This is a genomic window from uncultured Duncaniella sp. (assembly GCF_910577345.1).
Taxonomy (GTDB): domain Bacteria; phylum Bacteroidota; class Bacteroidia; order Bacteroidales; family Muribaculaceae; genus Duncaniella.
The window spans coordinates 5,103-20,170 of sequence record NZ_CAJTMT010000018.1; the positions used below are offsets into that span (position 1 = coordinate 5,103).

10 protein-coding genes and 1 pseudogene are annotated in these 15,068 nt (G+C 52.6%); 2 read left to right on the forward strand and 9 right to left on the reverse strand.

Annotated features, from left to right (window positions below; all coding sequences use genetic code 11):
• Nucleotides 1–326 precede the first annotated feature (326 nt).
• The 7 genes and pseudogenes from QZ310_RS08905 to QZ310_RS08935 all read right to left on the reverse strand — a co-directional run bounded on the left by QZ310_RS08905 (nucleotide 327) and on the right by QZ310_RS08935 (nucleotide 10,106).
• Nucleotides 327–899 carry an NUDIX hydrolase gene (locus QZ310_RS08905; RefSeq protein WP_297072153.1) on the reverse strand — a complete coding sequence of 191 codons (573 nt, stop codon included), beginning with the start codon at nucleotides 897–899 and terminating at the stop codon, nucleotides 327–329.
• 21 nt (nucleotides 900–920) lie between these two features.
• On the reverse strand, nucleotides 921–1,220 hold the full coding sequence (locus tag QZ310_RS08910) for a helix-turn-helix domain-containing protein (RefSeq protein ID WP_297072196.1): 300 nt from the start codon (nucleotides 1,218–1,220) through the stop codon (nucleotides 921–923).
• A 33-nt stretch (nucleotides 1,221–1,253) separates the two neighbouring features.
• Nucleotides 1,254–3,065 (reverse strand): annotated as a pseudogene (recQ, locus tag QZ310_RS08915) (DNA helicase RecQ); the annotation flags it as partial.
• A gap of 12 nt (nucleotides 3,066–3,077) precedes the next feature.
• Nucleotides 3,078–4,415, reverse strand: coding sequence for an undecaprenyl-phosphate glucose phosphotransferase (locus QZ310_RS08920; RefSeq protein WP_297072154.1), 1,338 nt, complete (start codon nucleotides 4,413–4,415; stop codon nucleotides 3,078–3,080).
• A 351-nt stretch (nucleotides 4,416–4,766) separates the two neighbouring features.
• Complete coding sequence (locus QZ310_RS08925) at nucleotides 4,767–6,701, reverse strand: DUF349 domain-containing protein (RefSeq protein ID WP_297072155.1); 1,935 nt, start codon at nucleotides 6,699–6,701, stop codon at nucleotides 4,767–4,769.
• 202 nt (nucleotides 6,702–6,903) lie between these two features.
• On the reverse strand, nucleotides 6,904–8,178 hold the full coding sequence (locus tag QZ310_RS08930) for a DUF4143 domain-containing protein (RefSeq protein ID WP_297072156.1): 1,275 nt from the start codon (nucleotides 8,176–8,178) through the stop codon (nucleotides 6,904–6,906).
• Nucleotides 8,179–8,447: 269 nt separating this feature from the next.
• Nucleotides 8,448–10,106: a glycoside hydrolase family 43 protein gene (locus tag QZ310_RS08935; RefSeq protein ID WP_297072157.1), complete on the reverse strand. Its 1,659-nt coding sequence runs from the start codon at nucleotides 10,104–10,106 to the stop codon at nucleotides 8,448–8,450.
• A 137-nt stretch (nucleotides 10,107–10,243) separates the two neighbouring features.
• Here QZ310_RS08935 and QZ310_RS08940 point away from each other — a divergent pair, with 137 nt between their 5' ends.
• Nucleotides 10,244–12,058, forward strand: a complete 1,815-nt coding sequence (locus tag QZ310_RS08940; RefSeq protein ID WP_297072158.1) for a M6 family metalloprotease domain-containing protein — start codon at nucleotides 10,244–10,246, stop codon at nucleotides 12,056–12,058.
• 103 nt (nucleotides 12,059–12,161) lie between these two features.
• On the opposite strand, the gene QZ310_RS08945 is transcribed toward QZ310_RS08940, so the two are convergent.
• A complete protein-coding gene (locus QZ310_RS08945) occupies nucleotides 12,162–12,695 on the reverse strand; it encodes a fumarylacetoacetate hydrolase family protein (protein ID WP_297072159.1) in 534 nt (177 codons plus the stop codon).
• Nucleotides 12,692–13,321, reverse strand: coding sequence for a redox-sensing transcriptional repressor Rex (locus tag QZ310_RS08950; RefSeq protein WP_297072160.1), 630 nt, complete (start codon nucleotides 13,319–13,321; stop codon nucleotides 12,692–12,694). Before QZ310_RS08950 ends, QZ310_RS08945 begins: the two co-directional genes overlap by 4 nt.
• A gap of 166 nt (nucleotides 13,322–13,487) precedes the next feature.
• Here QZ310_RS08950 and gltX point away from each other — a divergent pair, with 166 nt between their 5' ends.
• Nucleotides 13,488–15,023, forward strand: a complete 1,536-nt coding sequence (gltX, locus tag QZ310_RS08955; protein ID WP_297072161.1) for a glutamate--tRNA ligase — start codon at nucleotides 13,488–13,490, stop codon at nucleotides 15,021–15,023.
• Nucleotides 15,024–15,068 lie beyond the last annotated feature (45 nt).

Consider the following 15,068-nt stretch of genomic DNA (forward strand, 5'->3'; position numbering starts at 1 on the left):
GTTGACTGAAAAAATCTATGTTCCTTCTGAACTTATGTCCTTATGTGCCCTTCTCAGACTGAATTCGGGCAGTATATTATCCTCCCTTCCGGGAAGGAAACTTAGTGGCGGATTTTTCCCTACCCCGCCTGCCACGCGTCAGATGGAAGGGCACATAAGGACATAAGGTCAGAAGGAACATAAGTTTTTTCAACTATCCGGACGTTTTATTAACTATAAAAGAGTTTGTTAACTATCCGGTTGACTGAAAAAATCTATGTTCCTTCTGAACTTATGTCCTTATGTGCCCTTCTCAGGCTGAATTCGGGAAGTTCCGGGAAGGGAACTTAGTGGCGGATTTTTCCGGTGAGGGCGAAGTATTTCCAGAGGGGAGCAGCCATGAGAGCCTGCTTCATGCGGTCGTTGATGAGGAGATCCCACACCTCATCTTCCGAAAGAATCTCAACCTTTATATCCTCGGTCTCATCGAGATGCTGCTCAGTCATGGGAACCACTCCACGAGCAATGTAGCTGTAGCTGAGATTGTTCTGACTGCTTGGATTTGCCGAAAGGACCATATTCAGCTCCCATTCCCCACCTCCGAAGCCGGTCTCTTCAAGAAGTTCGCGTTTGGCGGCTTCAAGCGGCTCCTCACCCTCTTCGGCCACACCTGCGCAAAGCTCCGTGCCGACAATTCCAAGACCGTGGCGATACTGCTTCACCATCACGAACTTACCTTCCGGCGTCAGGGCTATGACATTGATCCATGTCGGATATTCAAGCACATAGTATTCATTATGGATTGTGCCGTTGGGCAGACGGACCACGTCCTTGCGGGCGGTCAGCCACGGACGGCGGTAGAGATACTCACTGCTGAGTGTCTCCCATTTCATCTTGTCGTCTTCGTTTTCAGAACTCATAGTCTTTATGATTTTTCGCTGTCATTTTTTCTCTTTCTGTCTAAGGAGGAAATCGCTGATTGCGAGAGCCACGTTGGGGAGGCCGTCGGGCATCTCTTTTTCAAGTATATCCCACATCTTGTCCGGATTCTCGCGGGCGAGGGTCATGACTCGCGTGTATTGCTCTCTGGTTATAACAGTCGAGAAGTCGGTCAGTTTGTCCTGCCTTATCAGTGAGACTATGTGGGTGTAGACCGTGCGGGGCTTGATGCCCTTGGTCTCGGCGATACCGGCAACATCGTAGCCGGCATTGAGAAGCAGGAGGGTCTCGTCGTGTGACAAGCCTGTGCCAAGCGACTCGGCTATTCCCTTGAACTTGCGGATGGCCGTGACAAACGGTTTCCAGTACTTGACTGTCTTCTTCTCGCCGACACCTTCCACCTTCGAGAATGCATCCATATCGGTCGGCTCGACGCGCACCATCTCAAGCAGCGTCTTGTCGGAGAATATGATGTAGGGTGGCACCTGTTCCTTTCTTGCCAGCTTCACGCGCACCTCCTTCAGTTCGGCAAGCAGGCGCTCCGCCGGTTTGAGCTCCGGCTCCTGTATGTACTCTTTCTTACGCGACCCGGGCTTGCGGCGCTCGAACTCCTTGAATTTAGCAAGAGTGACAGGAGTGCGGTCACGGAGGACTGACGCACCGTATTCGGTCACCTTTAGATGGTTGCTTTCATTATAGGCGATGTCGATCAATCCCAACTGAATCAACTGCGAGAGGTAGGAGTTCCATTCATGGTAACTGAGGTCGCGTCCGGCGCCGTAGGTCTTTATGAGATGATAACCGCGCTCGATGAGATCATGTTTGGCAGCTCCACGGAGAATGTCGATGAGCATCGAGAATCCCACCGCACCGTTGACCCTGATGATGGCACTCATGGCCTTAAGGGCAATCACGGTTCCGTCCATACGTTCGGGGGGATTCAGACACACGTCGCAGTTGCCGCAGTCATGGTCCATCGTCTCGTTGAAATAGCTCAACAGGATTCGGCGGCGGCAGAGCGACGACTCCGCATATTCCTGCATACGCTTGAGCTTTTCATTGTTGATGGCCTGCTGTCCGCTCTCGTCAACGAAGCTCTGGAGAGTTATGATGTCGGAATAGGAGTAAAACATGATTGCTTCCGCCTTCACCCCGTCGCGGCCCGCGCGCCCGATTTCCTGATAGTAGCTTTCGATATTGCGGGGCATGTTGTTGTGGACCACCCAGCGGATATTGCTCTTGTCGATACCCATTCCGAAAGCGACCGTAGCGCAGACCACCTGCACGTCGCCGTTAATGAAACGGTCCTGCGCGAGATTGCGCTCGGTGATTGAAAGCCCGGCGTGATAGACAACGGATTTGTAGCCAAGCGCAAGCAAATCATTGTTCATCGACTCGGCAGCCTTGCGGCTGAGGCAGTAGACAATGCCCGAATCGTGGCGGTAGCGCTCGATGAGGGTGGAGATATAGCGCAGCCGCTGACTCTTGCCGGGATTATTCATCACCCTCAGTGATATGTTGGGGCGGTCGAAAGAACCGATGAAAAGAGCAGGGTCACGCAGACAGAGCTGTTTGGCGATGTCGTCGCGCGTCAGGCGGTCGGCAGTGGCGGTCAGTGCCATTATAGGCACCTTCGGAAACACCTCTTTCAAGCGCGAGAGCTGAGTGTAGGTCGGGCGGAAGTCATGGCCCCACTGCGAGATGCAATGTGCCTCGTCGATAGCGATAAGGCTGACAGGTAGATCGCGCGACCAGCGGTCGATCTCCATCAGCAGACGTTCGGGTGAGATATAGAGAATCTTCACCCGTCCGGTGAAGAGCTGTTCGAGGATGCTATGGTTCTCTGCCTCGGTCTGCATCGAATTGACTGCAGCAGCCGGAATACCGTTGGCCGTCAGAGCCGTCACCTGGTCCTTCATGAGAGCGATGAGCGGCGAGACGACTATCGTCACGCCACCGTCGGCAAGGAGGGCCGGAATCTGATAGCATATCGACTTACCTCCACCTGTGGGCATGAGCACGACACTGTCGCGCCCCTCGGCTGCCGACGTGATGATGTCGAGCTGCAGGGGGCGGAACTGACTGTAACCGTAAAAGCGTCGGAGCAGCGCTATTGCCCGCTCCCGTATATCAAGTGTATCAGACATTTTTTCGATGAATCAGAAAGCCTGTTCCTCTCCGCCGAAAGCGTTCATGACGGTGCGCACGATAATCTTGAGGTCAAGCAGGAAGGACCAGTGCTCGATATACCATATATCATGCTCCACTCGCCGCTCCATCTGCCACAGTTCCTCGGTCTGACCGCGGTAGCCGCGCACTTGCGCCCACCCCGTGATGCCGGGCTTGATGAGATGGCGCACCATGTACTGGCTGATAAGACGGCGGTAGTCCTCAGTGTGTTTGAGCATGTGGGGACGCGGACCGACAATCGACATGTCGCCCTTGAACACATTGATGAACTGCGGAAGCTCGTCGAGGCTTGTGCGGCGCATGAAATCGCCGAGTTTTGTCTTGCGCGGGTCGTTTTTAGTGGCCTGGAGAGTGTCGGCCTGGGCGTTGACCCTCATTGTGCGGAACTTCCAGCAGAGGAAATCACGGCCCATATAGCCTGTGCGGGTCTGCTTGAAGAACACCGGTCCGGGCGAGCTGAGCTTTATGGCTATGGCAAGCGGAATGAAGATAATCGGCGAGAAGAGGAGGAAAGTGCCTGAGAAGGCTATGTCGAACGAACGTTTGAGCACACGGTTGGCCGTATGTTCAAGCGGATTGGTACGCACTTCGAGCACCGGCATCTGCCCGACGGAATCGAGGCGGAACTTGCGGGTTAGATAGGGCGATATCTGCGGGACATAGTGAAACTTTATCATCTGCTTCTCGCAGACACCGAGGATTAGCTGGACAGCCTCACGGTGTTCGCCGGAGAGGGCATAGAAAATCTCGTCGGTATGGTTTTCCTTGACAAACTCCTCCAGTTCGGAAAGGTCGCCTACATACTTGTCGCGATGTTCAAAACCGGGAGGACAGTAGATGTCGAAAAATCCCTGGCAGCGGTAGCCGAAACCGGGGTCCGACTGCATCTCGGCATAGAGGCGCTCGGCGGTGGAATTGCAACCGACAATGACTATGCAGGAATAGCTGCGTCCGCCACGACGGTAGGACTTCAGCAGATAGTGCGACCCGACCCACCATAGAATCAGCATCAAGGCAGTCGCAGAATAGAATTCGGCGAATATCTTCCACGGAATCGCATCAAGTTTCAGGAAATAAAGCAGGAAGATGAATGCAAGCGCGTGAAGACACACTGCCTGGAGCGCCGAGAAGGTTATTCGTTCCATGAGCATCGCCCTCACCTTATGGATTCGCCCCACATAGCGCGCCACAGGGATATAGGCGGCATTGAGCAGGACCCAGATGAGACGGGTGTGGATTTCGGGCACAGCGGGGTTGAGGACCGTCACGACAAAGAAGACTCCGTTGAGGATTAGGAAGTCAACCAAAGTGAGAGCCCGATGAAAATACCGTCCGTGTCTGTTCGTTTTGCCCATCGTCGCTTACAATATTCAGCACAGCCGCAATCGCAGACCATACCTATTTATATAATCGGTTTCAATCCTTAAATATTGTAAACATAGCTGATAAAATCTCAAACGGGGAGCTTTTCTCCATATACATTTCAAAAACATCGAAAGGTATACAAAAGCACAAAAGTGCGGAAACGACAAAAGTTTTAAGTTGATTTCACTCAAGCAGGCCATTTACTGACTGCTTTAAACTTTTGTCACTTCTGCACTTTTGTGCTTTTGTATACCTAAATTGAATCAACGGTGATTTGACACCGTTTTTTCTTATTAGAGTTTACTGTCGATGACGGCGATTTTCTTTTCGAGGTCAGCGATGTCGTCTTTGAGGCGCTGAACGCGGCGCTCCATGTCGCGGAGCATCGAATCGGCATTCTTGGACTTGGCGCTGAGGAAGCCCATGTTGTTCTCGTAGGTCTGGAGTTCGCCGCGACGCTGCTCGTAGGCGCGCATAAGTCGCTCACGCTCGCGGTAGAGACGATTTTCGTCGTTGCCGATTTCCTTGATGGTGTTCTCAAAGGAAGCCATGCGCGAGCCGCGCTGCGAGATGTCGAGTTTCTGGTAAAGCTCGTTGACCACTCCGCGGTATGCCTCATAGACATTGTCCTTCTCGCTGAAGGGCACATGACCTACGCTCTGCCATTCGGCCTGAAGGTCTTTGACCTTCTTGATGGCTTCCTCGCGGTCCATGGCGGTAACGTCAATGGCTTTGAGCTTGTCGATAATCTCGTTTTTCTGTTCGAGGTTGGCACGCTCGGTGCGGCGGGTGCCTGAATTGTTCTTTTTCTTCTGCTCGAAGAAATAGTCGCAAGCGGCGAGGAAACGGTGCCAAACCTGGTCGGAATGTTTCTTGGCCACAGCACCGATTGTCTTCCACTCCTTCTGCAATGCTGCGAGTTCATCGGCAGTCTTGCGCCATTCGGTGCTGTCTTTGAGGGCCTCTGCACGTTCGCAAAGGGCTATTTTCTTTTCGAGGTTGCGCGAAAGAGTGTCCTTCATTCCACGGAAGAATTCAGCCTTGGCGGCAAAGAATTTGTCGCAGGTCTCGCGGAAACGGGCGAAAAGTGCGTTGTTTGACTTGCGCGATGCATAGCCGACCTTCTTCCAGTCCTCCTGAGCGGCGATGATGAGCTTAGTCATCTCATCCCATGCTGCGTAGGTCGACAGCTTGTCGAATTCATAAGCCTCGATGCGTTCGCAAAGAGCCTCCTTGGCAGCCTCGTTCTCACGTTCGCGGGCCTTGCGCTCCTCGAAGAATGTCTGATAACGCTTGTTGATGTCGGCTGAGATGTCCTTGAAACGCCCCCAGATTTCCTCGCGTACCTCTTTGGGGACAGGACCGATCGAACGCCACTGCTCGTGGAGTTCCTGCAGACGGCGGAAGGCTGCGATGACATCCTCTTCCTCGCGAAGCTTCTCGGCCTCAGCGACGAGGAGTTCCTTTTCCGAAAGGTTCTTCTTGAAATCGTAGTCGCGCAGTTCCTTATTGATTTTAAGCTGGTCATAAAATTTCTCAACGGCATCCTGATAGCTCTTCCAGAGGTCGGCAGCCACGGGAGCAGGCACTTCGCCGATTTCCTTAAAATCGTTCTGGAGGTCGCGCACCTGCTGGAAGAAGCGGTTTGCATTGTCGACATCACCGCTCATTTCGATAATCTTCGCGATGATTTCCTGCTTGCGCTCATAGTTCTTCTGCTGTTCGGCCTCGATTGCAGCGCGCTGCTCGGCCTTCTTCTCCTTGACGGTCGAAAGGAGGGCCTTGAAGGCTTCCTCTGTCTCGTCGGCCTTCGGCTCGAATGCTTCAGGCTGATTGCCTGCCTCGACGAATGTCTCACGCTCGGCGCGCTGCTCTTCGTTGCGGATGGCGTAGAACTGTTGTTTCAGACGCGACACTTCCTCATTTGTGATTTCTGCCGGCTCTTTCTCCGAAAGAACTTTCAACGCAGCCAGAATCTCCTCCTTGCTTGCCTGTGGCTTTGCGGCTGCCGGTTCTTCAGCAACCTCAGCCTGAGCCTCGACAGTAATTTCTTCAGGCGTAGCGACAGCGGGTGTCTCAACGTCAACTGCAGCGGAAACAGCCCCCGCTGCCTCCGTTTCGATAGTGGGATTGGAAATGTTTGTAGAATCAGCAGCCGACTGTGCGGCGCCTTCGTTCAGGGTTTTATCCAATGCGTCGGGTTGCATTGAAGTGTCACGCGGTTCCATAACAGTTATTTAAGGTGATAAAAAATGCTCGCCGAGCTTTTTTGGAAAAGGCCGCAGCCGTCCCACACAGCGAGAAGGGATAGGTAAATAGAATTTAGTGTGCTAATTTAGTGATTATTTTCAAAAGACGCGCATTTTTTTATGAAAAATTGCTATATTAACGTTTTTATTCTTAATTTAACATTAAATCTGTCGTTTTCGTCTAATTTTTCAAACAGCTCACCGGGACGACATAAATTCCATCCTTCCGGCGATAGGCATACTGCCCGACACCGATGAGAACCATTTTGAAGGACGGAGCTTTCATCTTGTCGGTGTCAATATTGGATTCAAGCTTGTTGAGGGTCTTGACAGCGCTTTCGATAGCAGTCTCCCCACCAAGTTTTATCTCGACGAGACCGTAATGGCCGTTGCGCAGATGAACCACGGCATCACATTCAAGGCCGGAACTATCACGATAATGGTAGACCTCTCCGTTAAGAGGCTGTGAATACACGCGAAGGTCCCTCACGCAAAGGGTCTCGAAGATGAGCCCGAGTGTTTCAAGATCGCCCTTCAGCTCATCTGGTCCGCAACCGAGTGCGGAAGTGGCAATGGACGGGTCGACAAAGTAGCGCGTGTCTGATGTGCGGATGGCACTTTTCGAACGCAGGTTGGGATTCCACGACGGCATGTCCTCCACCACAAATATTTTTTTCAGCGCATTGTGATATGACGACACGGTGTCGACATCGAGGGTAGCGCTGTCATTTGGCAACATGTCGGCACGGAGTTTGGTCAATGCAGTCTGACTTCCTTGACTGCGCGCGTAGGCCCGCATGAACAACTGTGTCCTTGCCACCGAACGTGTCACACCATCTACCCGGGAAATATCGGTTTTTACGACAGCATCAAAATAGTCGTAGGCTTCTTCAAGAGCATCCTCTCTGTCAAGGCCGACAGCAGACGGCCAACCACCACGGCATATCAGATAGGAAAGCTCGTCCAAGTTCATCTCACGGTTTCCGGAAATCATATCCGGAGCTGCAAACAGGCTTTCCAGACTGACCTCTCCGGAGGAATCGCCGGATTCATAGAGGCTCATCGGCCGCATGGTCAACCATGCGAACCGTCCTGTCCCGGTATGGTGAATCTTATCGTTGGATGGTGGCACGGCAGAGCCGGTTAGTATGAACTGACCCTTTCGTCCGCGCATATCAACCTCTCCCCTCACCGCATCCCACAATTCCGGCGCAAGCTGCCACTCATCAATCAACCGCGGTGTCTCTCCTTCGAGCAAGGCGGATGGATTGACCTCTGCAAGCGTCATGTTTTGCCTGTATGTCGCAGGATTGGCAAGATAGACGTGGCTGTTGGCAAACTGGGCGGCAGTGGTGGATTTTCCACACCACTTCGCGCCTTCCACCAATATTGCACCGGCACTTCTCAACTTCCGTTTGAGCAGAGCCTCAATCACTCTGGGTCTATAAGCATCCATATCATTGATTTTGAATGCAAATATAAGGATTTTTTTTGACTATTCGGTGATTTATGGAATTTTCATTCGGTGATTTATGGAATTTTCATTCGGTGATTTGTGGAATTTTCATTCGGTGTTTTGTGGAATTTCCATTCGGTGGTTTGTGGAATTTTCATTCGGTGATTTGTGGAATTTCTATTCGGTGATTTGTTGAATTTCTATTCGGTGATTTGTTGAATTTCCATTCGGTGATTTGTTGAATTTTCATTCGGTGTTTTGTGGAATTTCTACTTTTCAGCAGAAGAGGCATAGACTCCAATCATCGTTCCCGTGAAATTTCCAGCCGTCGCAGTGCTGAGCATGGAGGCAGCAACAGTCTGCGACATATTCTGCCATTCACCCTCGCCCTCAGCAAAAGCGAATGAATATGAGCCATTTCCATCAGCAGCAATCTTGAGTTTTAACGGGGAAGAAGCATCCGCCAACGGCGCCTCGAATTCCTTTCGCCTATCATTCTTACTGCGGGCAATCACTCTCACCACATTATCACCGTAGGAATTCACCGTCTTTCCGAACACGACATTACAATCATCGTCCTGGAAAAGCAGAAGGCCGGCAATGTCTGCTGAAGTGACAGGAGAAAACTCATCGAGAGTCGCCTCCACCTCAAAAGCCTTCTCCGTGGCCCACATACCGATTGCCGAAGGGGACTTCCGGTCGGCAAGAGCCACTTCAGAAGCAACGAGATTCAGACCGCCCTCAGCACTTATCCCGTAGAAATCGCCACGGGGATTACGCACGAAAAACGCGAAAGGCGACAACTGTCCGTCGGACCAGAGCTCGGATTCAAACTCCCGCTGCGGACGACCGGTCAACATCTCATCGCGTCCCGTGATGACAGGTTGACCCGATTTCCACTCAACGCGATGCATAAACGTCTCACGACCCATTATATCATTGCCCTTATCATCGTAGGGGCGCACACCGAGATAGACGGCCCACCATTTGCCATCCTTATCTTCGACAAGATCTGCATGTCCGGTACATGTCACAGGGTCAGGGCGCGAAGGATCAAGACCACGCTGCGTGAGTATCGGATTTATCCTACACGGTTTGAACGGCCCCTTCGGACTCGTTGACTCAAATATGACCTCGCTGTGCTGCGGACCCGTACCCCCTTCGGCGCACATCAGGAAATATTTACCACCTATATTATATAGATGCGGGCCTTCAACCCACACAGGTTTCTCAGCAAGATTCACCCCGCCGTTGACAATCATTTCCGACTCACCTGTCACACGATTGTTTTCCCAATCGAAATCATGGATATGGATAGCCCGGTGACCATCATAAAGGGTTTCACCTTCAGGACTGTCATTGTTGACAATATATGCCTTCCCATCAGTGTCAAACAGGATACTCGGGTCGATTCCTCCGACTTCCGGCAACCATACAGGATCGCTCCAACGCCCTGACTTCGGATCCTTGGTGGTGACATAGAATGTCCCTCCATTGTCGACAAGAGTCGTAATCATATAGAAGGTCTCATTTACAGGATTGTAGGAAATATCAGGCGCATAGATACCACCGGAGATACGGAGACTATCGGGAAGGTCGAGCTGTTCACGCCTGTTAAGGACGTAGCCGAGCCGTTCCCAATTCCGAAGGTCAGTGCTGTGCCAGATAGGGACACCCGGGAAGAACGCAAATGAGGAATTTACCATATAGTAGTCATCGTCCACCCTCACCACCGACGGATCCGGATAGCAGCCCGGAAGCACAGGTGCCCAGTCGGAGCTTGCGACCTCATCGCCGTCAGGCATTGTGACACGGTAACTGAAATCGGAGAAAACTGCAATGACAGGATCATCGTTCTCCGAACATGCTGCTGTAGCCAGCAAAATTCCCGACAGAACGGCAAAAGAAAATGGACGAATATGCTTCATGGTAGATATGATTTTGCGGATTACCATTACAAATATACGATTGACAGATATTATCAGCAAATTTAGACGAATCTTTTTATTTTTACGTTTAAAATTTATAATTTTACCCTATGATTTTACCACGAATACACACAGTTATGGCCACAGTGCTGCTTTCGGCACTCAGCCTCGGGGCCGCTCCGGCACGCCCCGCCAAACACACTGCAACGCTCCCCGACGGCACTACCGTCACCTACCGCACCGTAGGCGACGAGCGCTTCCACTACTTCATCACTGACGACGGTCATCCCCTCGTACTTGACGGTCAGACTCTCTGCTTCGCAAAAAATGACACTGAAGGCAGACTTGTCAGCACCGGCATACCCGCATCAGACCCCGCCTATAGATCGGCTGAGACAAAAAAGTTACTCCTGACACTTGACGCAGACGCCATCGTAGCCAAAGCTGCCATGGCTGCCCCCTCACGCATCAGCGCCCCTGCCATGCGTGCACCATCTCGCGCACCGGAGTCGATGAGCACCACCACTTTCCCGACCACCGGCTCACCACGCGGTCTTGTAATCCTCGCCGAATACAGCGACGTGAAATTTACCCTTTCGGGAGCCAAAGGCTACTTCACCGACATGCTCAACAAGGAAGGATTCAATTCCTACAATGGCACCGGCTCGGCCCGCGACTACTTCAAAGCCTCATCCTGCGGAGTGTTCGCCCCTCAGTTCGATGTCTACGGTCCTATCACCCTCCCCAACACTCAGGCATATTACGGAGGCAACTCTCCATACAACGACGCCAACTCCTACAAACTCCCGATCCATGCCTGCAACATCCTTGAAGCTCAAGGTTTCGATTTCTCCCCCTACGATTGCGATGGTGACGGAGTCATGGATAATGTCTACATCATCTATGCCGGATTCGGTGAATCGACCGGTAATGCCTCGGATGCTGACTGCATCTGGCCTCATTCCTACGACGTGCAGAGCGGCTACAACTATCAGAAATATTACTACCCCGACCTCGCAGCGTCCGAGAAAAAAGACAACTATTACGACGGTCTTCTCCTCAACCATTATGCCTGCTCCAACGAGCTCATCTACACCAATTATCCCGACGGCCTCGGAACTTTCTGCCATGAGTTCTCCCATGTCATGGGTCTTCCCGACCTCTACTACACCGGCGACAGCGAGATTCCTATCAACACTCCGTCGACATGGAGCATCCTCGACATCGGCTGCTACCTCAACAACTCCCGCACACCTCCGCTCTACTCCTCATTCGAGCGCATGTCGCTCGGCTGGATGAAACCGAAAGTCATCGACTCACCGGCACATCTCACACTCGAACCGCTGTCCGATTCAAATTCCGCCTACCTTGTGCAGACTGAGGTCGACAATGAATTCTTCCTCTTCGAGAACCGTCAGAACGAAGGTTGGGACTCCTATCTTGCAGGAAACGGAATGCTCGTCTGGCACATTGACTACGATGAGAATCTTTGGTTCCAGAACGAGGTCAACAACAACCGCGTGCACCAGAACGTAGACCTCGTCGAAGCCGTCAGCCGCACCAGCATCAACGCAAGTGTAAATGATCCCTTCCCCGGCGCAGCCAATGTCACCGAATACACCGCCAACTCAATGCTACCCACACCCCGCTTCCAGTCATGGGGACATGTTGACCCGGGCTACCCCCTGACCAACATACGCAAGGAGGGACGCAACATCTGCTTCACAGCCGGCACACCGGACGACTCCGGTATTGATGACATAATCGCCGACGGAAGCGCTGTCATTTCAGGAGGCTCGGCCATCACAATCTCAGGCTCAGACCTCCCCGCCGCAGTCTATTCGCTGACAGGCGTCCGTGTCTACGGAGGTTCATCGCGCCATATCGAACTCCCCGCAGGACTCTACATTGTCAAAGTCGGCACCAGGACTGCAAAAGTCTCCGTCCGCTAAACATTTGCAACTGCCTGATACAAAAAAAACATGCTGCATGAAGGCCGGCCTTCATGCAGCATGTTTTTTTTGTATTAACACTATGAAAAAATCCATTTGAACATCAGACCACCCTCAGTTCCATTACGGGTGTCGAGTCAACACTGACCTCAACCCGCAGGCCCTCCTTAAGATTCACCGGTTGACCGACGGCAGGCAGGAGAATCACATCACCCATCTTCAGAGTCATGTATTCACTCACCTTGGCAATGACCTCATCAACCGTGTCTGCAAATGGTCCTACAGCAAACGCCTCACAATTTACTCCCACACTCAATTCTCTTGAAGCGCACTCAGCCGGAAGCCATTCGCCATGAATAAGCGAGGAATCCATACCTGAAAGCACACCCTCCAGTCCCGCTGCATCAGCCAATGTCACACGAAAAGCCATAGTGACACCATCATAGTAACGGGCAGCGAATTTCCGGGCTATATTCTTGCCGAGACGGCCTATCCTTACGGCGGGATGCATCTTCGCCACCCAATTATCGCCCCATTCGGGCATGAAAAAAGGTCGGCCCGGAAGAATCATGGCCGAATCGGGATGGATGTCAATGTCAAGCGCGGGGGAGAGCGAAATCAGACGGATAATTTTCATTTTGGCATTCGGTTATACATCACCGCGAGATGCGCATAAATCGAAGTGTTCTGTATTGCCACCCCGGGGGATGTCTTGATGTGGAAAGGTGTGAAATTCCAGAGCGCCTTTATCCCGGACTGCACACAAAGTTCGGCAACCTCTGCCGCGCTTTCGACCGGGACGGCAATGACAGCAATCTCGGCATCGAGTTCCTTGAGGCGCGCCGGGAGTTCTGAAAGATGATAGATGGGTTTGCCGCCAAGAGTGGTCCCGACCACATCGGGATTTACGTCAAAGCCTGCCACGATATTCAAGCCGTAGCGCGAGAGGCCGGAATCGGCCATAAGAGCGGCGCCGAGGCTACCGACACCCATCATGACGGCATTGTGCTCACGATGGAAACCGAGGAAATCGAGCAATCCCTGCTCCAGCTCCTTGACTTCGTAGCCGATGCGGGTCTTACCCTTGATGTTGAGATACGACAGATCCTTCGCTATCTGCGAGGCATCGACATTGAGCTGATGGGAAATGGCTGTCGACGAGACATATTCCACCCCTTGCGCTCTCAGACGCGACACACAGGCGAGATACCATGGCAGACGGCGGATGGCCGGTTCCGGGACGTAGGGCTGTGAAGTCTCCATTTTTCAAGGGTATAATTTATGGTTTCGTGGACAAATTTACAACTTTTCCATTTATTATCAAAGAACTCCTCCTCGGCCTTTTTGCATCTCGCAAAAATTTTTCATAATTTTGTCGTCAGATAAATAAATCCGTCACTTATCGACATAATAGTTATATATATTGTATATGGACCGCAAAGTCAGAGTACGTTTTGCCCCCTCCCCTACGGGGCCGCTTCATATCGGTGGTGTGCGCACCGCTCTCTTCAACTATCTTTTCGCCCGTCGCAACGGCGGCGACATGATTCTCCGCATCGAGGATACTGACTCGAACCGCTTCGTCCCCGGAGCAGAGGATTATATCAACGAGGCCCTCGCATGGCTCGGAATCAAGATTGATGAAGGTGTACGCGAAGGCGGAGCCTACGGCCCTTACAAGCAGAGCGAGCGCCGCGACATCTACCGTACATACGTCAAGCAGCTCCTCGATGCCGGACGCGCCTACATCGCTTTCGACACCCCCGAAGAGCTTGAGGCTGCACGCGCCGCCACTCCCAACTTCCAGTATGACGCCTCGACACGCATGAACATGCGCAACTCCCTCTCGCTCCCCGCCGAGGAAGTGAAGGCCCTCATGGACGCAGGCACCCCATACGTTGTCCGCTTCCTTATCGAACCCGGACGCGACGTGGAGGTCAACGACCTTCTCCGTGGAAAGGTGACCATCAACTCGTCGATTCTTGACGACAAAGTTCTCTACAAGAGCGCCGACGACCTCCCCACCTACCATCTCGCCAATATTGTCGACGACCATCTGATGGAAGTATCCCACGTCATCCGTGGTGAGGAATGGCTCCCCTCGGCTCCCCTCCATGTGCTTCTCTACGAAGCTTTCGGCTGGGCCGACACTCGTCCCGACTTCGTCCACCTGCCACTCCTGCTCAAACCCGACGGCAAAGGCAAACTCTCAAAGCGCGACGGCGACCGCCTCGGATTCCCCGTATTCCCCCTCGAATGGACCGACCCCAAGACCGGTGCCATCTCATCAGGCTACCGTGAGTCGGGCTATCTTCCTGAAGCTGTCATAAACTTCCTCGCCCTCCTCGGCTGGAACCCCGGCGACGACACCGAAATCATGTCGATGGACGAGCTTATCTCCAAATTTTCCTTTGACCACTGCTCCCGCTCCGGCGCCAAGTTCGCCTTCGACAAGGGCCGCTGGTTCAATCACGAATACATCCAGATGACACCCGATGCAGAACTCGTCGGCCTCTTCCGTCCAGTACTGAAGGCCCACGGTGTCAACGATGCTGACTTCTCCGACGAATACATTGCAAAGGTCATCTCACTCGTCAAGGGCCGCGTGAACTTCGTCGCAGAGCTTTGGGATCAGGCAAAATTCTTCTTCAATGCACCTGAAACCTACGCCGAGAAGGACATCAAAAAGCGCTGGAAAGAGGAGACACCCGCCATCCTTACCGAACTCATCGAAGTGCTCCGCTCGCTCCCCGATTTCGGATCCAAGGCTGCCGAACCGATTGTCCTCGACTGGGTGGCATCCAAAGGCTACCATCTCGGCAATGTCATGAATGCCTTCCGTCTGACCCTCGTCGGCGAATGTAAAGGTCCGCATATCTTCGACATAACCGAGCTCATCGGACGCGACGAGACCATCCGACGCATCGAAAAGGGCATCGAAGCCATCAAGCTCCCCGAAGCCTGAACAGACATCAACAGACAATGACAGACGCAAAAGGACATAAGGACC